The following is a 20,440-nucleotide window of genomic DNA, read 5'->3' as shown; positions in this document are numbered from 1 at the left end:
ACACAGGAACAGCAGCGGTTTCAGATGCGAGTGACACACCACGCCACTCGCGTCTGAACCCCATTCTGCAATCGCGAATGCACATGCGCTTGTTACCGACATCATCCCATTGGCTCAGTCGTTGATCCAAACGATACGGCGGTTAGGGTTTGCGAACCGCCCATTGCCAATTTCTGATACCCAGAGTTGTCCACACGACCGATTCCGCACCTGCTTGGCTACTTCTTCCGGATCGTGTGCGACCCAGGGTGGGCATCGCGGTGCCGATACCCCCGATCCCGCCGGCATCGAGGTGGTGATGGCGGCGAGGCCCAGCCGCTGTCGGCGGCTGGGCCTCGCCGAGGTCCTTAAGGCGAGATCGGGTATGGCTCGATCCAGGACGCTCAAGGACGCCGCTGGCGGGGTAGTCAGGGGTTGCAGTTGAGGATCTTCGCGCCGGAGGGGTCGGAGATGTGTTTGACCAGGCAGTTGTCGGTGTCGGGGCCGCCGTCGACGGTGCCGTAGCGCTGGAACTCGGTGACGGTGATGGTGTCGTTGCCCGCGTTGCCGTAGACCGCGGCCTCGGGGTTGGGCGGGTTGACCCAGACCAGGTTCGTGACCGTGATGGTGTCGCCGTCGTCCCCGCCGCTGATGGTGCCGAGGTCTCGGGAGACCTTGATGGAGTCGGCGCCCGGGCCGCCATCGAGACTGCCGCCGCGGTCGTTGTTGTCGACGGTAATCGTGTCGTTCTCGGTACCACCGCGCAGGGTGCCGGTGTTGGCCACGCCCGCAGGGGTGGTGATGGTGTCGTTGCCCGCGCCGCCGTCGACCACGGCGCGACTGGTGGTGGTCACGGCGATCGTGTCGACGCCCGCGCCGCCGAGGACCTGGGCGCCGGAGTCGTTGGTGGCGACGGTGATCGTGTCATCGCCGTCGTCGCCGCGCAGGATGTCGCCGTTGAGGTTCTGGGTCGCGGTGATCGTGTCGTTCCCGCCGTCACCGAACACGGTCGGCTTGGGGGTGCTGGTGTTGGCGGTCTGGTTGACCGTGATGACGTCGGGGTCCTCGTTGCCGTGGACGACACCCTCGTTGTTGTCGACGGTGATGGTGTCGACGCCGGGGCCGCCGAGGATCTGACCGGTGCCGATGTAGTTGGTGCGGACCTTGATGGTGTCCGCGCCGTCGTCGCCGTAGATGGTGCTGCTGTTGATCCCGGAGCTCGCGGTAACGGTGACGATGTCGTTGCCGAGATCCCCGTGGATGATCCCGGTCACGTAAGGGGTCTTGCCGTTCTCCGGGGTGGAGATCTTGTCGTCACCAGGGCCACCGTTGACGGTGCCGTAGTTGAGGCTGGTGAGGTTCAGCGTGTCGTCACCGGCCCCGCCGTTCACCACGCCCACGTTGTTGGTGGTAGTAACCGTGTCGTTGCCGTCCAAGGCGTTGACGGTGGTACCACCGCTGATCCCGTTGGCGCAGGCGATGGTGTCGTCGCCGTTGGTGCCGGTGATGGTGGTCCCGCTCTGCGTGGACCCGTTCACCGTGCAGGTGCTCGGACTCGCCATCGCGGACGTCGGGGCGAATAGCGCGAAGGCCGCCACCACCGCCACCGGGACAGCACGACGCAGAACAACAGCGGAATAGCTGATCCGCGAACGAGTGGGCCTCACAAAAGCCATCATAAGATGTTCCAATTCTGCAAGTAATACACCAAATGGGCACCGGACGGGCCCGCGGCGACGAGATGGAGTGACACTGGCACGGAAAGGTGAAGAAGGAAGGCGCTGATCACTAGCAGCAGCCCGCTCCGGCGCGCTACATCTACAAAAGCCAAGAACTGACGGTGAAGCCGGTGTTCCAGGAGACCAGGGCCGCGGTGCTGTCCCGCCTACCTCGGCGACTCACCTTCACCGAAACCACCGCCAGGTCCAAGAAGTGCCGGACCGCGATCTCCACCGTCCCAAGGGCGACGTCCGCGCGCTGTGCGTGGACTGGGTCGACCAGATCAGCGACACCGAGACCTACCGCCACCGCCTCTACATCCCCCGCGCCGAGGTGAGCGAGACCGACGAAGCACAGTGGAGACGAACCCAGGAAGCACGCTGGGGCACGAACTTCGCCGCACTCGCCCCACCTGCGGCTCCACCGTGCTCTCCGTCTGGCTCACCGATGACCCCGCGGTCGTCGACCTCTCGTCCCCTACCACTCTGCTCGCGGGCGAGGACGAGCAACGACGTCAGGCTTCAGGTGTCACGATGACGAACTCGATCGATGGCACGTCGGGAATCGACCCGTCCGTCACATGGTAGGCGGTGAAATACCGCCCATAGGCGTTTCGGGAGGGCCTCCAGAACCAGCGGCTGGCGGAGGAGAAGTCCTGGAAAACTCGTCCCTTGCCATCCTGCTTCAAGGTCATCGGACCGTTCTTGAGCTTGGCGCAAACACCCTCGCTGAACAACTTGTTGATCATAATGCAAGTCGAGGTCCCGACGTTCGCGAAGGTCTTGCCACTGCTGTGATGCTTCCACTGCTGCGCCTTGTTCGTGGCGTCACATGGAAGGAGGTCGAACCTGAGAAAGTGGTACTCGTTCTCGCCGCTGGTGACACACAGCGTTTCGTTCTCGAACGTTGTCGAGATCTGGAAAACAGCGTCGTCCGGCGGGATCTCGGCAGAAGCCGGTGACACCGCACCCCCGACCGACAACACCGCCGCGACCACAGCCGCACCCGCCAGGATGATCTTGCGCATGACACCTCCATGAACTAGCGAATCAACGCCATCACTATCGCGGCGCCATGTTCGAGACGTCACCACGAAACGGACTCGGTCACCGACCAGTGTGGAAAGTCCCCACCATCGAGTGAGGATTCTGTGACCTAATGTCAACCTGCCGAAACGGCGGGTAGCACACCCGTTTGCCACCGCGCGCGAAACCGACCGATATCCACGTGATCCGACCAACCAGCCACACCGGCGCCACCATGCCCACCTACGCCCTGCGGAGCCCAACCAACCGCTGAGCGGTAGTGGTCCCGTTGTCGGGGTGATGAGGGAGCGGGCGGCGGTCAGGAGTGTGCCGCAGAGCAGTCCGTGTGTCGTGGTGCCCGCGGCGGTGGCGCGCTGAGCTAAGGCGGTGCTCTGCGTCGGGTCGAGGACGACGCGGTGCAGGTGTATCCCGGTCTCGGGTCCTGGTTGGCCGTCGCGTGCGGCCAACGGCTCGATGACCGCCGGGCGCGGCCCGGTTCCGCGCTGGGATCGGACGGTGAGGAACGCTTCGATGTCGGTGTGGTCGTAGCGGGAACGCAGCCCGTCGTCGGCCGCCGCCGGGAGAGCAAGCGGGCCGGTGGGCGCGGGCGGGCGGTGGCCTTCGGACAGGGCGGTGTAGACGGACCACAGGAGGTGGTGCAGGGCGAGCATGCATGATCCGTCGCTGATCGTGTGCCCGGTGACCAGAACGACCGTGTGGCTCCCGTCGGCGTGCGGGTGGATGATGGCGCGGAACAGCGGTTCCCCGATCTCGAAGAACCGGGTGTCCGCGAGATCGAACCCCGGCGCGGCGATACTCAGGTCGGGTACGTCGGTGGTGTCCGCGCGCAGGATCAAGCCTTTGGCTGTCTGGGCCAGGCGGGCCGTGAGAACGGGATGCGCGACCGAGAGGCAACGGACCGCGCGGTGCAACACGGCCACGTCGAGGGAGCCGCGCACGGTCCAGGCGACCACCACCGGAGTCCCCGACATGGCCAGTCCTGCCTCACCCGCCGACAGCGAACGCTCAAGAATCACGACAGCTCCGTCGATCGAACACACATGACGTGGCGAGCGGGCAGAGGTGGACGTAACCGTTGTGCAGCAAAGAAGTGGAAGGCGGCAGCCTCGAATGAACTGTTCCTGATCTGGCGGTCCCAGGACGCTCTTGATTCCCGAGGGTGCCCGCGCGGTGCGCGGGCACCCGACTCCCCGCAGGCGTGCTACCTGCCCGAATCCGCAGACTCACCGGAGACGGGGTCGCTCGGGTTGGGGTCGTCGGTCGACGCGAGGACACAGTTCTCGGTTTCGGTGATGCGGGAGAAGTCGGGGTCGTCCACGTTGGGGTCGACCTCGGTGACCACGCGGTCACAGGACCAGACCACCCCCTCGAGGAAGTCGACGACGGTGGCGGGACCGTCGTAGTCGGTGGGTCCGCCCACGCACTGGCTCGCTGCGGTGAGGAGGTCGTTGTCGGTGACGACCTCACCGCACAAGTACTCGACCGGCTCTTGGGCGTGAGCGAGACCGGCAGCGGACACCGGGATGGCGACCAGGGCCACGGCGACCCCGAGTCGAGCGGCGGCGCGGGCGAACGAGGGAACATCGAGCATGGAGATCACCTTCGGGTGTCAGTGGCCGGGCCTGCCGGTGCGCCGGCGATGGCCCTGGGGCGGATGGTGTCGCGCGCGCCCGGGGGCACGCGGATGTCGGGGGGTGTGCTCAGACCTCTTCGAACGTGAAGAGGCCCGCATCGGTGGCGGTCGAGCCACTGGCCCGGTAGACGACCAGGTAGCGGTGGCCGTATTCCTCGCTGACGCCCCAGTAGTCCAGGTACGTGCCCTTGTGCGTGACCCGGCCCTGTGCGTCCTGGGTCCACTGCATGGGGCCCTTGACACCTCGTTGGCACAACCGCTGGAGGATGTCGAACAGGGCGATGCTCCGGGGGTGGGCGACGTTCTGGATGCAGCGGCCGTTGTCGGAACGCTTCCACAACTGCGCGGTGCTGCCGTCGCAGGGAAGCGCGGGGAACTTCCTGACCTTGGACGACGGGACAGGGAGGCTGCCCACGCACAGTCGCTCACTCTCGCCATTCCAGGACAACGTGATCCGGAACTGCTTACCTGCGGGCGGGACGTCCGCGTAGGCGGGCGAAACGGTGATCAAGGACAACCCCACCACACACGCGGCGAGAACCGCAGCGCGCGCACGTAGAGACTTGTTCGAACTCATGACACTCCCAGGTTTGCTTTATCAAAGCTGTTCGGAAACCGACTCGACGATGACCTGCGGTCATCAACCTCTCGCCCCGGGACGGCGCTCGGGCGAGGAGCGGAGGTGTCAGTCGAGGACGGCGAACGCGAACGGCGCTACGTTGTGCGGAGTCGTCCCGTCCGCGAGGTGGGCGAAACTGACGAATGGCCCATCGTGACGCTGGTAAGGGGCCCAGAACGTGCGGTTAATCGAAGATTTCGTTGGGAACTCCGCGTAGGCCGGTGACACCGCACCGCGATCGACAACGCCGCCGCGACCACAGCGGCGCCCGCCGGAGTGGTCTTGCGCATTGCGCCCTCCCTGAACTCGTGGATCAACGCGCCCCACTGTCGCGGCACCATGTCCCAGACGTCACCACGAATCAGGTTCTGTCACCGGCCAGAGTGGACGGTTCCCTCCACCGGGTGAGTAATTCGTGACATAGCGCCACTGTATGAAAACAGCGAGTAACACGCCGGTTCGCCACCACGCGCGAGCCGGCCATGTTTACTCGCAGTATCGGTCGACTGCGCCACACGGCCCGGCGGCCTGCGCGCTGACTGCGACCTCGCCGATATCACCGCGCCCGCAGCCGCAGCACATCCCGCACAGCGACCCAGGTAGTCGTATCCGTGGTCGCGCGGCTGGCGCCTTGCGTGAAGCTGAAGATCCCGGCTGACCCGTGGTCCACTGTGGATGTCAGCCGATCGTGTATACGCGCGGCGGCAGTGCCGTGGCCGGGTTTACCATCCGGTCGATATCGACTGACCGTGAGGATACTGATGTCCATACTCGCCAGGGCAACCGTCACCGCCGGCTTGATGTTCGTCTCGCTGGGGCTTCCGGCCACGGCCACACCAACGCTTGAAGACTTCCCGGACACGCCCTTCCTGATGCAATCAGTCGCGTTCAAGCAGTGCGCCACCATCGGCCCGTGGCAAACGCTGCAAAAGAAGTATCAGATCATCGGCACCGCGTGCGATGGCAACCAGTCGAACCAGCAGTGGTCCTACGACCGGAGTACGCGTCACATCGTCAGCCAGGACGAGAAATACCCCGACATGTGCGTCGTCGCACACGGCGGCCAGTTGATGCTCGACAAGTGCGACAATTCACTACCTTTCCCCGCCGAAAACCAGCAATGGGGAGTGAAGTTGATTGACGCCATCGAGAGCGACTACGACGTTCCCTGTGTCACCACCAAAGATGAGCAGTACATGACTCCGAATCCCGACAACTTCTGGAATACCGGAACAGCCGAAGGTACACACTCCTACCCAAGTAAAGACAACGTGATCAGCTTCCTGTCGTTCTGACCCGAATGACGGCTATGTGACACTTCAGACTTGCGCCGATCGTGCGCTTGCCGCGACCACGGCCGTGGCAGCGAGTTCGACGCCCCGCACTTGGTGGACCGACACCAGCGCCGACACGCACGCGCCCGAGCCGTGCCCGAGGGGACCGGCACACCGCACCAGCAGGCGGCATCATCCGACAGCCGGGGCTGGACGCGACCAGCAGAAACGACTCGGCGCGGCATCACTCGACACCGCCGACAGGTCGTCAAATTGGCTCTTAACCAGCGGGTTCGGGGTTCGAGTCCCTGGCGGCGCACCACAGATCCCCAGGTCAACTTCTCTGTTGACCTGGGGATTTGCTGTTCCCGGGGATCTTGCTGTGTGTCCACTGTGGTCTGCTGCGGGCCCGAGAAGACGCGGCGTGTGATTGTGCGCCTGTGCGGCCTCCCCCAGTCGCGTCGCGAGCAGGGCGACGGCGTGGTGATCACCGTTCGCTACCGTGGCGGGGCGATGCGACGAGGGGGCTGTGGTGGACACTCCGGCGGAGTTGGTGACCGATCTCGCCCGGCAGCAGTTGGGCGGGGGTGCGGCGGCGTTAGTCGCCAAGGCGCTCGCCGACCGGTCTGGGGGTGGCGACCAAGCACCGGAGCGGAGTGCCCGGGTGTTTCTCAGCGCGGTCACCGTCGCCGGGTTCCGCGGGGTGGGGCCGTCGTCGCGGCTGGCGCTGGTGCCCGCCAATGGGCTGACGATCGTGTTGGGGCGCAACGGTTCCGGCAAGTCCAGCTTCGCCGAGGCGCTGGAGCTGGCGCTGACCGGCGACACCTACCGGTGGAGTCGTCGGACCAAGATCTGGCGTGAGAACTGGCGCAACGTCCACCACGGTGAGTCGGCGATCCGTGCCGAGTTCGTCGAGGAAGGTGTAGGGTCGACCGTCGTCGGGGTCGACTGGGGTGACGGTGCGGGGCTGGCCGACCGGTCGGTCTGGGTGCGGCGTGGTGACGGCGAGCCGGAGGCCGGTGCCGGAGCGCTCGGGTGGGCGCGGGCGATCGAGCTCTACCGCCCATTGCTCTCCTACGACGAGGTCGGTGGCCTGCTCACCGACGGTCCGACGAGGCTGTTCGACAAGATCGACGCCGTCCTGGGCATCGATCGGATCACCGACGCGCAGAAAGAACTGGCTGACGAGGTCAAGCGGTTGCGCGCCCCGGTAAGCGAGATGACGGGCGAGCGGCGTGAGCTCAAGCAACTGCTGGAGGCCGTGGACGATCCTCGCGCCGAGCGGGTGCGCGCCGCGCTGGGCCGCCGCCGCGTGGACACCGCCGCGATCCGGGCGCTCGTCACCGGCACGGGCAGTGGCCAGCTCGAAGACCTGGTCGCGCTGCGCGCGCTGAGCGAGGCCGAGGTGCCGCCGGTGGCCGAGGTCGTCGGGGAGTTGCGCGCCGCCGCCGATGTGCTCGCCCGGAACGCCGTCGCCGTGGCCGACCAAGCCGAGGCGCGCTCCGCGCTGCTGCGGCAGGCGCTGGCCCTGCACACCGAGCACGGCGACGGCCCATGCCCGGTGTGCGGGCACGGCGTGCTCGACGAGGAGTGGAGCGCCCGCGCGCGGGCCGGACTGGCCGCCGAGGACAGGGACGCGACCGCGTACCGCGCGGCCCGGCGGCGGGTCGAGGACGCCGTGCGCCGGGCGACGGTGCTCATCGCGTCAGTGCCCCGACCGCCGTCGACCCCGCGCTTCGCCCTGCCCGCCGCGGCAGCGGCGACTTCCGCGTGGGAGGTGTGGGCGACAGCGCCGCAAGACCCGGTCCGGTTGGCAGAGCACCTCGACCGTGCGGGCGCGATCCTCACCGCCGCCGTGGCGGAGTTGCGCGACCAGGCCGGGCAGGCACTGGCGGGGGCCGAGGACACCTGGGCGCCGATCGCGGCCCGGGTAGCCGCCTGGTGCGACTTGGCCGACCGCGCCAACCAGGCTGAGCGCGAGACCGTCGACGCGGACGAGGCCGCGACCTTCCTGGCCGCCCAGGTGGGCAAGCTCCGCGACGAGCGCGTGGCCGAGATCAGCGGTCACGCCAAGACGGTGTGGGCCGCGCTGCGCCACGACGGCCACATCAACCTCGGCGACGTGCAGCTCACCGGGAAGGGCACCATGCGCCGGGTGCGGCTCGGCGTCGCCCTGGACGGCATCGGGGCCGAGGCCATCGGCGTCATGAGCCAGGGCGAACTGCACGCGCTGACCCTGGCCCTGTTCCTGCCCAGAGCGACCCGCCCGACGAGCCCGTTCCGGTTCCTCGTCCTCGACGACCCGGTCCAGGCCATGGACGCGGCCACGGTCGACGGGTTCGCCGGGGTGCTGGACAGGCTGGCGGCCAAACGCCAGGTCATCGTCCTCACCCACGACGACCGACTGCCCAACGCCGTGCGCACCCTCGGCATCAACGCCAACGTCCTTCGGGTGGAACGCGAACCCGGATCGGTGGTCACGGTCCACGAGAACCAGCGCTGAGCCCTCAGCCACCGACCTACCCGCCCAGCACAGCCCGGCAGTGTGCCACCCGAACCCACCTGGCCAACCGGGCGTGATCACCAGAAACGACCCGATCCACCACCACTCGACTCCACTCGGCCGGGCCTCGGGTCGGGCTCTCAACCAGTGGGTTCGTCCCTGTCGTTCGCGGCTGATGCTGCCGAGTGTCCACTGTGGTCGGTGGTGGGGTAGGTGGGGAGGTCGATGGCGTCGGATGGGGGGTTGGTGAACCGGGTGACAAGGCGAGTGGCTCTGGGGTTGGCGGCGAGGCCGGCAAGGGTGTTGAGGATCCGGATACCGGTGCGGGTTTTCGGCGACGCCAGCCGGGGCGCGAACCAGGACACCTTCTGGGCTTGGGTGACGTAGGGCCGCATCGTGGTTTCGTAGGCGCGGAAGGCATCCCGGTGGCCGGCGTGCCGATCGAGTTCGCCCGCGAGGACGTAGGCGCCGACGAGGGCGAGGCTGGTGCCCATCCCGCTGAGCGGGGACGCGCAGTAGCCCGCGTCTCCGACGACGGCGATCCGGCCGCGTGACCACTGCTTGAGGTGCATCTGCCCGATAGATTCGAAGTAGAAGTCCGGGGCGGCTTCCATGCCGTCCAGTACGCGCGGGGTTTCCCAGCCCGCGTCGGCGTAGTGGTGCCGCAAGAACCGCTTCTGGGCCGGGGCCGGCAGCCGGTCCAGTCCTTTTTGGATGGTGAGGAACGACAGCGACGCGCGGGTGGTGCCCTGGTTGTCCGGGCGGAGGAGGACGACGCGGCGGCCGGGGGCGTTGTACCAGCGGGCCCAGCTGCCGTCGGACTCGGTGCGGGCAATGGTGAAGTAAGCGGTGTAGAGACCGAAGGACCGGGTGCGGGCGATGTCGCCGAAGACCAGGTCGCGGGTGCGGGAGCGGAACCCGTCGGCCAGGACGACGAGGTCGAACCGGCGGTCGGGGCCGGCGCGGAAGGTGACGTCCACGCCGTCGCCGGTCTCGGTCAGGTCGGTGATCTGGTCACCGAAGACGTACTCGGTGTCGTCGCGGGTCCGCTGGTGGAGCAGGTCGGCGAGTTCGCCGCGCAGCAGTTCCAGCTCGGTGACGAACCCGTCGCCGCCGAGGGCGTCGCTGCCGAACGCGGCCCGGACGCGGTCGCGGCCGTCGACGAAGTGCAGGCCCGCTTCGTGGGTGACACGCTCACGCGCGGCCTGCTCCAGGCCCATGCGCTCGATGACGGTGCGGCCCGCGCCGCGCAGGTCGACCGTCTGCCCACCCGGACGCGGCCCGGTGGCGCGTTCGACCACGGTCGGGGTCATGCCGTACCGGTTGAGCCAGAAGGCCAGCGCGGGCCCGGCGATGCCGGCACCGGAGATCAAGACGCTACGGGGCACGAGACGTCCTCCTCACAGGAGATGGGGGTGTGCCGGTCAGCGGGAATTGGCGACGCTCGCAGGCGTGGCGGTCGCCGACGCGTCGGTGTCGTCAGGGCGGGCCCGGCGGGGGAACAGCGGCGAGATGAGCAGGAACAGCCCGATGATGATCGCCTGGACCACGAGGGCGTCGCGGAAGCTGCTGGTGGCCTGGCCGGTGAGCGCACCGGCGAAGAAGACGGTGCTGAACACCGCGACGCCGACCGAGCCGCCGATGGACTGGACCGCGGACAGGACCCCGGAGGCGGAGCCGACCTCGTCGTCGGCGACGGCACCGAGGACGGTGTTGAACACCGCGGCGATCACGATCCCCGCACCGATCCCGGCGACCACGCTGCCGGGCACGATCCGCCAGATCGTGAAGTCGGTCGTGTCGGCCAGGGCGAGCCACAGCCACGCGATCCCGGCGAACTGGACCACGGCGCCGGCCTGCAGCACCGCGCGGCCGAGTCTCGCGGCGAGCAGCCCGCCGCTGATGCCGCCGCCGACGGCCGTGCCCAGCGCGACCGGGAGGTTGCCCAGCCCGGCCTCCCCGGCGGTGAAGCCCTGCCCGATCTGCAGGAAGAACGTCAGCACCAGCTGGGTGCCGATCAGGCCACCGAAGAACAACGCGACCGCGACCAGCCCGACGGTGAACGCGGACTTGCCGAACAGGCTCGGCGTGACCAGCGGGGCACGGTCGTGGCGCACCACGCGACGCTGCCACAGCGCGAACGCCACGTAGCCGATCGCCGCCGCGGTGAGGGACAGCCAGGTCCACAGCGGCCACCCGGCGGACTGCCCTTCGTTGAGCGGCAGGACCAGCAGCGCGGACGCGGCGGCGACGAGGACGGCGCCGACGATGTCCACCCGCAGCGTCCGGGTCCGGCCACCGCGGGGCACCAGCCGCCACGACAGCAGGAGCGCGGCGAGGCCGACCGGCACGTTGACCAGGAACACCAGCCGCCAGCCGAGACCGAACAGGTCCCAGTCCACGAGCGCGCCACCCAGCACCGGGCCCAGCACCCCGCCGAGCCCGAGCACGGGACCGAACACGGCGAGGGCCTTGGTCAGGTCGCGCGGGGTGAGGTTGTCGCGCAGGATGCCCAGGCCCTGGGGCAGCATCATGGCCCCGGCCACGCCCTGGACCAGCCGGAAGGTGATCAGCAGGCCGACGCTCGGCGCGATCGCGCACAACAGCGACGCGGCGATGAACCCGACGAGTCCGACGAGGAACATCGGGCGGCGCCCGTAGCGGTCGCCCAGCCGCCCGCCCAGCACCAGGCCCGCGCCGAGGGTGAGCGCGTAGCCGCCGATCACCCACTGCAGTCCCACCGGGCTGGTCCCCAGGGACCGCTCCAGCGCCGGGCCCGCCACGTTGACGATCGTCGAGTCCAGCAGGTCCATCAGCTCGACGACGAGCACGGTGGCCAGCAGCCACCACATCGACCTCGGCCGGATCGTCTTCTCGGGCACAGCCATGTCTTCTCTCCGAACTGGATTGATCAGCGCGCCGCTCGGGCGGCGTCGATGCCGGGTCGCGCGGGCAGAACCGGTGGGACGAGAGGTCAGTCCCGGGGCAGGGAGTCTGCGGTGTCGGCGTAGATCCGCACGACCTCGGTCAAGAAGTTCTCCACCGCGTCCCGGTCGCCGGGGCTCAGCGCCGCGACCAGGCTCGCCACGCCGTGCAGCAGTGGGTCGATGTGCTCGAAGAGCCGCGTCATCGACTCCGGGACCGGCTCGACCAGCACCTTGCGGCGATCGGTGGCATGCGGACGGCGGACGATGTGCCCGGCCTTCTCCAGCCGGTCCACGATGTGCGTGCTCGCCGCGGTCGAGACCCGCAACCTGTCAGCAAGATCCTTCGCGGTCAGCGGACCCTCACTGGCGAGGTGCTCCATCGCCGACAAACCCGTGCCGTTGACACCCAGAACGCCACTCAGCCGCTTCTCGATCACCCGCGTCAACGCGCCCACCTCTTGCAGGCGCTCCATCAGCGGGTTGCCCACCCCCGGGGACCCGACCTGCCACTTGCCCGCGACACCATCCGCCCCCTCGGTGGGGTCAGTGCCTACACGCTGGGCATCACGGGGAGAAGTCATACCGGGAAGACTACTAGCTAAGTCACTAACTAGCTTAGTTATATTGTGTGACGACAGGCACCTGATCGGGACCTGCCCACTTGGAACTCCCGTCGTACTCGCCGCACCGCGCCGCCGGGCCTGGGGTGTGCCCAGGCCCGGGCGGAGGTCAGTTGATGCGCTTGATCTCGCCGCGGGCTCGGTAGAAGGAGCCGTTGGCTGAGGTCAGGACTTCGGAGACGACGTAGCGGGCGCCGGGGACCCGGATGTTCTTCGGGAACTGGACGCCCCAGGTCTGGTTGTAGCCGTCGGTGAGGACGTGGACTCGGACTCGGCCGCCGGTCTGGACGCATTCGACGATGACGCCGTCGGCGGGGGTCACGTGGGTGACGACCTCGACCTCGGCGGTGGCCTCGACCCGTTGGACGCTGCCCGCCTTGATGTCGCGGCGTTCGGGCAGTTGGCCCTGTTCTGCGGAGTGGACGGCGGCCGGGCTGGCGTCCAGGCAGGCCAGGGAGCCGTCGGTGGTGACCAGGTACAGGCGTTCGTCGCGGTACTGCATGGAGTAGGCGGAACCGCAGCCGGTGCCGAGTTTCCACAGGCGGGTGCCGTCGGCGGCGAAGCAGTACACAGAGGACTGGTTGTCGCCCGCGAAGACGAACTCGCCGTCGGGTGAGGTGGCGCAGGAGAACACGGCGGCGTCGCAGCGGTAGTTGCCGGTGACCTGGCCGTCGGCCTTGGCGAAGCGGTGCACCCAGCCGCGGCTGGTACCGGCGAACACCTCGGTGCGCTCCTGCCATCCAAAGAGGACACCGCCGGTGGTCTCGGCGTGCCACACCTGCTCGCCGCGCGCGGAGTAGTGGGCCACGCCGCGGGAATGCCCGTGGTACACGCCTTCCGCGGCGTTGCGCACCATCCACGCGCTGTCGCCGGAGCTGGGCCGCGACCACTGGAACTCGTCCTCGTGGTCGACGACGGTCACGCCACCCTGCCGATCGGAGACGCCCAGCACGCCGTCGTGGATGTCGAGCCAGTAGATGTCGACGTTGTCGGCGATCTCGTAGGCCACCCGGGGCACCTTCCCGCCCAGGTCGTAGACGTTGCCGTCGTCGCACCCGGCGTAGATCCAGAAGTCGTCGGCGACGATGCACTTGACCGCGTCCGGGAGGCCGAACCTGCCGGTGACGCGGCCGTCGTGGGTCAGGGTGTAGACGTCGCCGTTCTCGTTGCCCACCCAGGCCTGGTCCTCGCCGACGAAGATCCCGAACGCGGGCGCGCCGGAGGTGAAGCGCCACAGCACCGGGGCCTGGCGCGCGGTCGAGCGGGTGCTGACGATCTCCCGCCTGCTCACCGGCCTGCGCCCCCGCTCCCCCTTGACCGCGGGCGCGTACCCCTTGCGCACCTTCTCGCCGATCTTCTTCTCGGCCGCCTTGAGCGCCTTGCCGTGGTCGCTGAAGGACGCGGTCCTGACCTGCCCCTGCTCCCCGATCCGCCCGTAGGTGATGGTGACCTCGGCGTCCACGACGCGCACCTCGTAGAACTTGTGCGCGCCGCCCCCCGTCTCGGACAGCTCCAGATACGTCGTGGCGGACATGTGCTGATTCCTCTCTGCGTGAGCTGAAATCACACTATCGAGGGCCACCGACAGCCGATCGTGGTCGTTGCCCGAGTGCGGACGATCACCGACGCGGGCCTCGCCGGCGGATTGCTCCCGGCAGCACGCGGGCCCTTCAGACCAGGGCGAGGATGCGGGCGACGACGAGGTCCGGCTTCTCCAGGGTGAGCGTGTGGCTGGACTTGGGGATGACCTCGGCGTGGACGCGCTGGTTGAGCGGTGCGAGGCGGGCGACCACCTCATGGGACCGGTGGATGTTGCTGCGTTCGGCGAGGACGAGGTGGGTGGGGACGTTGATCGCGCGCAGTTCGTCGTCGGTGAAGAGGTGCTGGGGCGGCAGGTGCGCTTTGTACTTCAGCGCGGCGAAGAGCAAAGGGCGGAAGGTGTGGCGCACGTCCGGATCGCCCGAGGTGATCCGCCGGAGGACCGCCGAGGGCAGTAGCCAGCGGAAGATCTCGAGGAAGCTCCACAGGATGAACCGGGTGCCGATCCACGCGAATCCCCCCGGCTCGACGGCGATGACGCTCGCGAGCCGCTCGGAGGTCCGGGTCGCGAGGGTGAGCGCGAGGAAGCCACCGCGGGAGAGGCCGACCAGGTGGACCTTGTCGTGACCGAGACCGGTGAGGACGTCGGCCAGCCAGTCGGCCATGTCGTCGTCGGTCTCCAGCGGGTGGGTCTGGGTGGAGTGCCCCGGTTCGCCGATCGTGTCGACCGCGTACACGGGGTGGTGTTCGGCCAGGTCTGCGACGTAGGGGTACCAGGACAGCGACGAGCCCAGGTGGCCGGGCAGCAGCACGATCGGCGTGCCCGCCCCGGCGCCGCTCCGGCGCACGCGGGTCGGGCCGAAGCGCGTGTCGACGTCCAGTTCGACGGCCGGGACGGGCCACTTCCGCAGGATGGCCGCGTAGGCGGCGAAGTAGCGCTCGCGCGCCTTATCGTCGGCGAAATGTCCGAGCATCGGAACCTCCCCAGGTTTTTATGGTGCAACTGCACGATAACACTTCGTGGTCGCGACGGACAGCCCGGTCCCGTGTGGCACAGTGATCGAGTGCCGAAACGCGTTGACCACCAGGAGCGGAGGCGGGAGATCGCGGAGGCGCTCTTCCGGATCGCCGCCGCGCAAGGCCTGCAGGCGGTGACGTTGCGTGCGGTTGCCGCGGCGGCGGGTATCTCGATGAACCTGGTCCAGTACTACTTCCCGACCAAGGAGGAGATGCTGCGGTTCGCCTGGCAGCGGATCGCCGAACTGGGCGGTGAGCGCGCGGGGGCGGGCATCGTCGAAGCGCTGCGGACCGGGGACGAACGCGCCGTCCTGCGCGCGTACCTACTCGGCGTGCTACCGACCGACGAGCGTGGCCGGATGCTGTGCGCGGTCCAGATCGCGTACTTCGCGGTGGACGTCACCCGCGGCGGCCAAGACCCGGATCAGGAGGCGCTCCTTCCCCACCTGGTCAACGCGCTCACCGACCAGATCCGCCAAGCCCAAGCCCGGCAACGGATCCCGGCGCACCTCGACGCCCGACTGGAGGCCGACACCCTGGCGACCATGACCGCGGGCCTGCTCACCGGCATCCTGGTCGACACCTACGACACCGACCAGGCGACCACGATCATCGACTACCGACTCGACCAGTTGTTCTCCGGCATCCGAGCCGCAGCACCGTGACCGCTCGGTGAAACAGGCCGATGTGGACAGTCAGCGGGTGCTTCGCGACTCTAAGGCCATCCTCGGCTCCGAGTCAGGCACGGGTGTCCCGTCAGGGAGACCCCGTGGTGACGAACTCCAACGGGCGCCGGATAGTCCTGGCCAAACCATCCACTCCTACGTCGGTGCGGTGCCCGACCTGCGGGCCCGCGCCGTGCCCGATCCACCCCAGCGCTGCTCCCGGGTGTCACGGTCAGTCGTTCGGCCCCCGTCATGGCCACCGGCCTGACGGGGACCGGATCGGCTACTCGCAAGCCAGGCCGTCGTGGTTGCGGTCGAGATCGGGGCGGTAACCCGGTTCACCGACGTGCAGTGGCGCGGCACCGGCGGCTCGGGCCGCGTCGCAGTTCTTGTAGTAGACGTTGGCCGCGGGTTTGGTCACCTCAGGTTCAGCCCGCGGTGGCCCCGCCACCGGCGGGGGTTCGGGCGATGCGGTGGTGGGACTGGGTTTAGTGGCTGCCGGGGCCTTGTCCACTCGCAGCACGATTCGCGTGGTCCCGACCGCGCGTTCGACGGCGATCACCGTCCAGTTGCTCGCGACGATCACGTTGCGGCCATCGACCGACTGGTAGTCGACGGTGAAACCGAGGCCCGTCAGGGCGGTTCGCGCTTCTTCCGCGTTCTTGCCGACCAGGTCAGCAGGCACCTCGACCACCGCCGTGGTGGTCGGTGCGCTGGACACCGCCGTGGTGGTCGGTGCGCTGGACACCGCCGTGCTGGGCGGCGCGGCGATCGCCTGCCGAACACCCGGATCCGGACGACCGGCGATCCCCGCGACCACGAACAACCCCACCAGGAGCGCCCCCACAACCCAAAGCCACTTGCGCTTGCGCCCACGCCACCACGCCACTGCGTCCACCCCGTCGGAGCCCTTCTCTGCGGATCCCTGTCCGTCCGAGTGGATCGCCTGGCCGCTACCGGTCGTTACCACCTGTCATCGCGTTGTCACGTCGCCAGTCGCAAGATTGTCATGGCCGTCAATCCACAGTAGACAGACCATTCGCGAACTGGACCGCACATTGCAGGTGGTGGCCACCGCGGTGGTGACCCACCGGCGACGATCTCCGACTTCGGCACCTGCACGGACCTCTACACCCCGGCTTCGAGATCACGTCGTCCTGGAACGGCTCGGACACCGACTCCGCCACGAGCGACGGCACCTCGATGGCCGGCCCGCACGCGGCGGGTGCCGCCGCGCTGTGCCTGACGTCACACATCCGCGACTCTCCGGCGGCGTCGCAGGCCACCGTGGTCGGCAACACCACCCCGAACAAGATCACCGACCCGGCGCCGGATCGCCGAACGCGCGGATATTCGCGCGGCCGATCCCCAGTGCCGACCCACCTTTCGAGCCGGACCGCGGAACGGTGCGGAAAGGCCGAGTGACCTAGCATGCGCCACCGAGCCGGTGCCCGACCTGGTGGTCGGGGACCGGGCCATTGGTGCTGTCGGGCTCGCCTGGTTTAGTGGGCGCTCAGACGCGACTGGCGCATGACCGGCACCAGGGGCGCCGAGACGAGAGGGGCCGGGAGATGAGTCGGCGCGCGCGGCCGTCCAGCTGGGAGGAGTCGCTGGGGGCGGTGTTGGCGCCGCGGTCGTCCAACGAGGCGGACTGGTCGGGGCCGACGCCGTTGGCGGTGGAGTTGACGCTGGCCGGGGGCGCGGACCAGGTCCGGCCACTGCTCCGCGTGGTGCGGCCCGGCAAAACCGGGTGGGTCGGCGGTCGACTGCTCTGGAGCGATCTGGACTCCTTGATCTACCGGGGTGAACACCCCACCGCGCACATCCACTTGTTGCGGGAGTTCTATGCGCTCTACCAGGCGCACACGGCGCGATACGCGTACGGGGTCGTGAAGACGATCGATCTGGCCGAGTTCGAGTCGAGCAGGTTGTGGCCGCTGTTGGACGAGGCCGAGGAGATCGGGTTGCGGCTCGTCCACGGCAACTCCCGGCTGGGGCCGCTGGACCGGTACGACACCGCCGAGTTCTCGCTGGACGTCCGCGCCGACAGGCGCGGCGCGCTCGCGGTCAGCCCGGTGGTCCAGGTCGCCGACCCCGCGGTGGACGTGGCGACGATCCGGTTCATCGGGTCGAGCGGGCACGGGGTGGTCTACCTCGACCGGGCCGACCTGCTGGCGCACGACGACCACAACGACTGGCGGCTGCGGCTCGCCCGGCTCACCAAGCCGGTGCCCGCGGGCCTGCAGCAGCTCACCCAGGAGAACCGCCAACTCGCCGTCCCAGCCGCCGAGGCGACGCGGTTTCGCCAGCAGTACGTTCCCCGGCTGCGCAGGGCCGCCGCGGTGCACTCGTCGGACGGGTCGGTCGACCTGCCCGAGGTGTCCGCGCCCTCCCTGGTCCTGCGGGCCGACTACGGCGACGACCACGCCCTCGACCTGACCTGGGAGTGGGCCTACGAGGTCGGCGACACCGAGCTGCGGGTGCCGCTGGCCCCCGGCGACGACGACGGCTACCGGGACGAGGCCGCGGAGCGCTCCGTGCTCACCGGGCTGTCCTTCCCGTTCGACCGGTTCGGGCTGACCGACACCGACCACCTCGCGTTCAGCGGCCTGGACACGATGCGCTTCACCACCGAGGTGCTGCCGCTGCTGGCCGACCAGACCGAGGTCGACGTCGAGGTCCGAGGCGAGCCCGCCGACTACCGCGAGGCGAGCGACGCGGTGCGCATCGGGGTCTCGACCGCCGCGATCGCCGGTGAGACCGACTGGTTCGACCTCGGGATCACCATCACCGTCGCGGGCCGCCCGGTCCCGTTCGTCGACGTGTTCGCCGCGCTGAGCCGCGAGGAGTCGCACCTGCTGCTCCCCGACGGCACCTACTTCGCCCTGGACAAGCCAGAACTGCACACCCTGCGCGAGCTGATCGAAGAGGCGCGGGCGATGCGGGACTCGCCGCGGGGCGGGCTGCGGATCAGCCGCTTCCAGGCGGGGTTCTGGGACGAGCTGAGCGCGCTGGGTGTGGTCGACCAGCAGGCCGAGGAGTGGCAACGCCAGACCCAGGGCCTGTTGTCCCTCGACTCCGTGGCCGCGCCGCCGCTGCCCGCGGGCCTGCGAGCGCGCCTGCGGCCGTACCAGCTGTCGGGGTTCAGCTGGCTGGCCTTCCTGTGGGACAACGGACTCGGCGGGATCCTGGCCGATGACATGGGCCTGGGCAAGACCCTGCAAACCCTGGCGCTGATCTGCCACGCCCGCGCGGGCGCCCCCGGTGCCGCGCCGTTCCTGATCGTCGCACCGACCAGCGTGGTGGCCAACTGGGCGGCCGAGGCGGCCCGGTTCGCGCCGGGGCTGGCGGTCGCCACCATCACCGACACGCTGCGCCGCCGGGGCCAGTCCCTCGACGAGGCCGCGGCGGGCGCGGACGTCGTCATTACCTCGTACACCCTGTTCCGGCTCGACTTCGACGCCCACGCCCAGCACGACTGGTCGGCGCTGGTCCTCGACGAGGCACAGTTCGTCAAGAACCACCAGGCCAAGGTGCACCGGTGCGCGCGCGAGCTCAGCGCACCGTTCAAGCTCGCGATCACCGGCACGCCCATGGAGAACAACCTGATGGAGCTGTGGTCGCTGCTGTCGATCACCGCGCCCGGGCTGTTCCCCAGCCCAACCCGGTTCCAGGACTACTACGCCCGCCCGATCGAGAAGACGGGCGACGCGGAGCTGCTGGCCCGGCTCCGCCGACGCGTCCGCCCGCTGATCACCCGGCGCACCAAGGAACAGGTCGCGGTCGACCTGCCGCCGAAGCAGGAGCAGGTGGTGGAGGTCGAGCTGCACCCCAGGCACCGCAAGATCTACCAGACCCACCTGCAGCGCGAACGGCAGAAGGTGTTGGGGCTGCTGGGGAACGTGGACAAGCACCGGTTCACCATCCTGACCTCGCTGACCCTGCTGCGGCAGCTGAGCCTGCACGCGGGACTGGTCGACGACCAGTACGACCACGTCCCGTCGGTCAAGGTCGACGCCCTGGTCGAGCAGCTGGCGGACGTGGCCGGGGGCGGACACCGGGCGCTGGTCTTCAGCCAGTTCACCGGATTCTTGGCCAAGGTGCGAGAGCGGCTGAACGAAGAGGGTCTGGCGTACTGCTACCTCGACGGCAAGACCAGGAACCGCAAGCAGGTGCTCGCGACGTTCAAGGAGGGCACCGCACCGGTATTCCTGATCAGCCTGAAAGCGGGCGGTTTCGGCCTCAACCTGCAGGAGGCGGACTACTGCTTCCTGCTCGACCCGTGGTGGAACCCGGCAACCGAGGCGCAGGCCGTCGACCGGACACACCGCATCGGCCAGACCCGCACGGTCATGGTGTACCGGTTGGTGGCCAAGGACACCATCGAGGAGAAGGTGATGGCACTCAAGGCGAAGAAGGCCGAACTGTTCGCCAACGTCATGGACGACGGCGACTACTTCGACACGACGCTGACCGCCGAGGACCTGCGCTCGCTGTTCGAGCCGTCGGAACACACCTCCGGCTGACTCCGGTCACCAGGTAAGTGATGCGTTCATCGTTCATCTGTCTCCCCTGGCCGATAGGCCGACCGCGCTGGAACGAAACAGGTTGCCGTCCCCCACCAGACCGCAACGGTGAGCCCGACCCTGGTGGTACACAAGAGAATCCCGACCCGCTGGAACGCAACAAGATCCCAGCCCCGCTAGGAAGCAACAGGTTCCCGTCCCACGCTGGTACCGCAGCGGATAGGCCGACCACGCTGGAACGCAACGCCCGCTACGGATGCTCGATCTAGTGGACTCGCTTCGTGTGGGGGGAGAGTGCCGCTAAACTTGCCGTGGGTGGGGATGCCCTTACCCTGCCCTTTGCTCTCCACCGCGGTGCTCTAGGGGCCCCACA

General features: G+C 68.6%; 16 protein-coding genes. 5 read left to right on the top strand and 11 right to left on the bottom strand.

Features of this window, described 5'->3' with window-relative positions:
- Nucleotides 1-407: 407 nt before the first annotated feature.
- From QSK30_RS28855 to QSK30_RS28835, 5 genes are all read right to left on the bottom strand, one after another.
- Complete coding sequence (locus QSK30_RS28855) at nucleotides 408-1,646, bottom strand: calcium-binding protein (RefSeq protein WP_285507589.1); 1,239 nt, start codon at nucleotides 1,644-1,646, stop codon at nucleotides 408-410.
- A 151-nt stretch (nucleotides 1,647-1,797) separates the two neighbouring features.
- Nucleotides 1,798-2,007 carry a hypothetical protein gene (locus tag QSK30_RS28850; RefSeq protein ID WP_285507587.1) on the bottom strand — a complete coding sequence of 70 codons (210 nt, stop codon included), beginning with the start codon at nucleotides 2,005-2,007 and terminating at the stop codon, nucleotides 1,798-1,800.
- A 205-nt stretch (nucleotides 2,008-2,212) separates the two neighbouring features.
- The gene (locus QSK30_RS28845) at nucleotides 2,213-3,760 is read right to left on the bottom strand and encodes a hypothetical protein (protein ID WP_285507585.1); all 1,548 of its coding nucleotides are present in this window, start codon (nucleotides 3,758-3,760) and stop codon (nucleotides 2,213-2,215) included.
- A 185-nt stretch (nucleotides 3,761-3,945) separates the two neighbouring features.
- Nucleotides 3,946-4,335, bottom strand: a complete 390-nt coding sequence (locus QSK30_RS28840; protein ID WP_285507583.1) for a hypothetical protein — start codon at nucleotides 4,333-4,335, stop codon at nucleotides 3,946-3,948.
- Nucleotides 4,336-4,444: 109 nt separating this feature from the next.
- Entirely contained in the window at nucleotides 4,445-4,888 is a 444-nt protein-coding gene (locus tag QSK30_RS28835) for a hypothetical protein (protein ID WP_285507581.1), read from the bottom strand.
- A gap of 869 nt (nucleotides 4,889-5,757) precedes the next feature.
- Here QSK30_RS28835 and QSK30_RS28830 point away from each other — a divergent pair.
- On the top strand, nucleotides 5,758-6,291 hold the full coding sequence (locus QSK30_RS28830) for a ricin-type beta-trefoil lectin domain protein (RefSeq protein WP_285507579.1): 534 nt from the start codon (nucleotides 5,758-5,760) through the stop codon (nucleotides 6,289-6,291).
- A gap of 511 nt (nucleotides 6,292-6,802) precedes the next feature.
- Nucleotides 6,803-8,773, top strand: coding sequence for an AAA family ATPase (locus QSK30_RS28825; protein ID WP_285507577.1), 1,971 nt, complete (start codon nucleotides 6,803-6,805; stop codon nucleotides 8,771-8,773).
- Between the two features lie 140 nt (nucleotides 8,774-8,913).
- Here QSK30_RS28825 and QSK30_RS28820 read toward each other — a convergent pair whose 3' ends face one another.
- The 5 genes from QSK30_RS28820 to QSK30_RS28800 all read right to left on the bottom strand — a co-directional run bounded on the left by QSK30_RS28820 (nucleotide 8,914) and on the right by QSK30_RS28800 (nucleotide 14,833).
- Nucleotides 8,914-10,161, bottom strand: a complete 1,248-nt coding sequence (locus QSK30_RS28820; RefSeq protein WP_285507575.1) for an FAD-dependent monooxygenase — start codon at nucleotides 10,159-10,161, stop codon at nucleotides 8,914-8,916.
- 36 nt (nucleotides 10,162-10,197) lie between these two features.
- Nucleotides 10,198-11,661 (bottom strand): MFS transporter, encoded by a 1,464-nt coding sequence (locus QSK30_RS28815; RefSeq protein WP_285507573.1) that lies wholly within the window; start codon nucleotides 11,659-11,661, stop codon nucleotides 10,198-10,200.
- Between the two features lie 86 nt (nucleotides 11,662-11,747).
- On the bottom strand, nucleotides 11,748-12,281 hold the full coding sequence (locus QSK30_RS28810) for a MarR family winged helix-turn-helix transcriptional regulator (RefSeq protein WP_285507572.1): 534 nt from the start codon (nucleotides 12,279-12,281) through the stop codon (nucleotides 11,748-11,750).
- Between the two features lie 148 nt (nucleotides 12,282-12,429).
- Nucleotides 12,430-13,854: a WGR domain-containing protein gene (locus QSK30_RS28805; protein WP_285507571.1), complete on the bottom strand. Its 1,425-nt coding sequence runs from the start codon at nucleotides 13,852-13,854 to the stop codon at nucleotides 12,430-12,432.
- A 136-nt stretch (nucleotides 13,855-13,990) separates the two neighbouring features.
- Nucleotides 13,991-14,833, bottom strand: a complete 843-nt coding sequence (locus QSK30_RS28800; protein WP_285507570.1) for an alpha/beta fold hydrolase — start codon at nucleotides 14,831-14,833, stop codon at nucleotides 13,991-13,993.
- Between the two features lie 90 nt (nucleotides 14,834-14,923).
- Here QSK30_RS28800 and QSK30_RS28795 point away from each other — a divergent pair, with 90 nt between their 5' ends.
- A complete protein-coding gene (locus tag QSK30_RS28795) occupies nucleotides 14,924-15,541 on the top strand; it encodes a TetR/AcrR family transcriptional regulator (RefSeq protein ID WP_285507567.1) in 618 nt (205 codons plus the stop codon).
- A gap of 283 nt (nucleotides 15,542-15,824) precedes the next feature.
- Here QSK30_RS28795 and QSK30_RS28790 read toward each other — a convergent pair whose 3' ends face one another.
- Nucleotides 15,825-16,373 carry an excalibur calcium-binding domain-containing protein gene (locus QSK30_RS28790; RefSeq protein ID WP_285507565.1) on the bottom strand — a complete coding sequence of 183 codons (549 nt, stop codon included), beginning with the start codon at nucleotides 16,371-16,373 and terminating at the stop codon, nucleotides 15,825-15,827.
- Nucleotides 16,374-16,657: 284 nt separating this feature from the next.
- On the opposite strand from QSK30_RS28790, the gene QSK30_RS28785 reads away from it, so the two are divergent.
- Together QSK30_RS28785 and QSK30_RS28780 are read left to right on the top strand one after the other, a co-directional pair.
- The gene (locus QSK30_RS28785) at nucleotides 16,658-16,966 is read left to right on the top strand and encodes a S8 family serine peptidase (RefSeq protein WP_502871900.1); all 309 of its coding nucleotides are present in this window, start codon (nucleotides 16,658-16,660) and stop codon (nucleotides 16,964-16,966) included.
- Nucleotides 16,967-17,112: 146 nt separating this feature from the next.
- On the top strand, nucleotides 17,113-20,067 hold the full coding sequence (locus QSK30_RS28780) for a DEAD/DEAH box helicase (RefSeq protein WP_285507561.1): 2,955 nt from the start codon (nucleotides 17,113-17,115) through the stop codon (nucleotides 20,065-20,067).
- Nucleotides 20,068-20,440: the final 373 nt, after the last annotated feature.

The sequence above is a fragment of the Actinokineospora sp. NBRC 105648 genome (assembly GCF_030269645.1).
GTDB lineage: Bacteria > Actinomycetota > Actinomycetes > Mycobacteriales > Pseudonocardiaceae > Actinokineospora.
The sequence above is the reverse complement of the archived record's forward strand: the minus strand, read 5'-3'. Positions and strand labels throughout refer to the sequence as shown.

What these genes read in the sequence shown, in the direction of transcription:
- QSK30_RS28840 (WP_285507583.1), bottom strand. Translation starts at nt 4,335, where the DNA reads ATGCTCGATGTTCCCTCGTTCGCCCGCGCCGCCGCTCGACTCGGGGTC.
- QSK30_RS28830 (WP_285507579.1), top strand. Translation starts at nt 5,758, where the DNA reads ATGTCCATACTCGCCAGGGCAACCGTCACCGCCGGCTTGATGTTCGTC.
- QSK30_RS28815 (WP_285507573.1), bottom strand. Translation starts at nt 11,661, where the DNA reads ATGGCTGTGCCCGAGAAGACGATCCGGCCGAGGTCGATGTGGTGGCTG.
- QSK30_RS28810 (WP_285507572.1), bottom strand. Translation starts at nt 12,281, where the DNA reads ATGACTTCTCCCCGTGATGCCCAGCGTGTAGGCACTGACCCCACCGAG.
- QSK30_RS28805 (WP_285507571.1), bottom strand. Translation starts at nt 13,854, where the DNA reads ATGTCCGCCACGACGTATCTGGAGCTGTCCGAGACGGGGGGCGGCGCG.
- QSK30_RS28800 (WP_285507570.1), bottom strand. Translation starts at nt 14,833, where the DNA reads ATGCTCGGACATTTCGCCGACGATAAGGCGCGCGAGCGCTACTTCGCC.
- QSK30_RS28780 (WP_285507561.1), top strand. Translation starts at nt 17,113, where the DNA reads ATGAGTCGGCGCGCGCGGCCGTCCAGCTGGGAGGAGTCGCTGGGGGCG.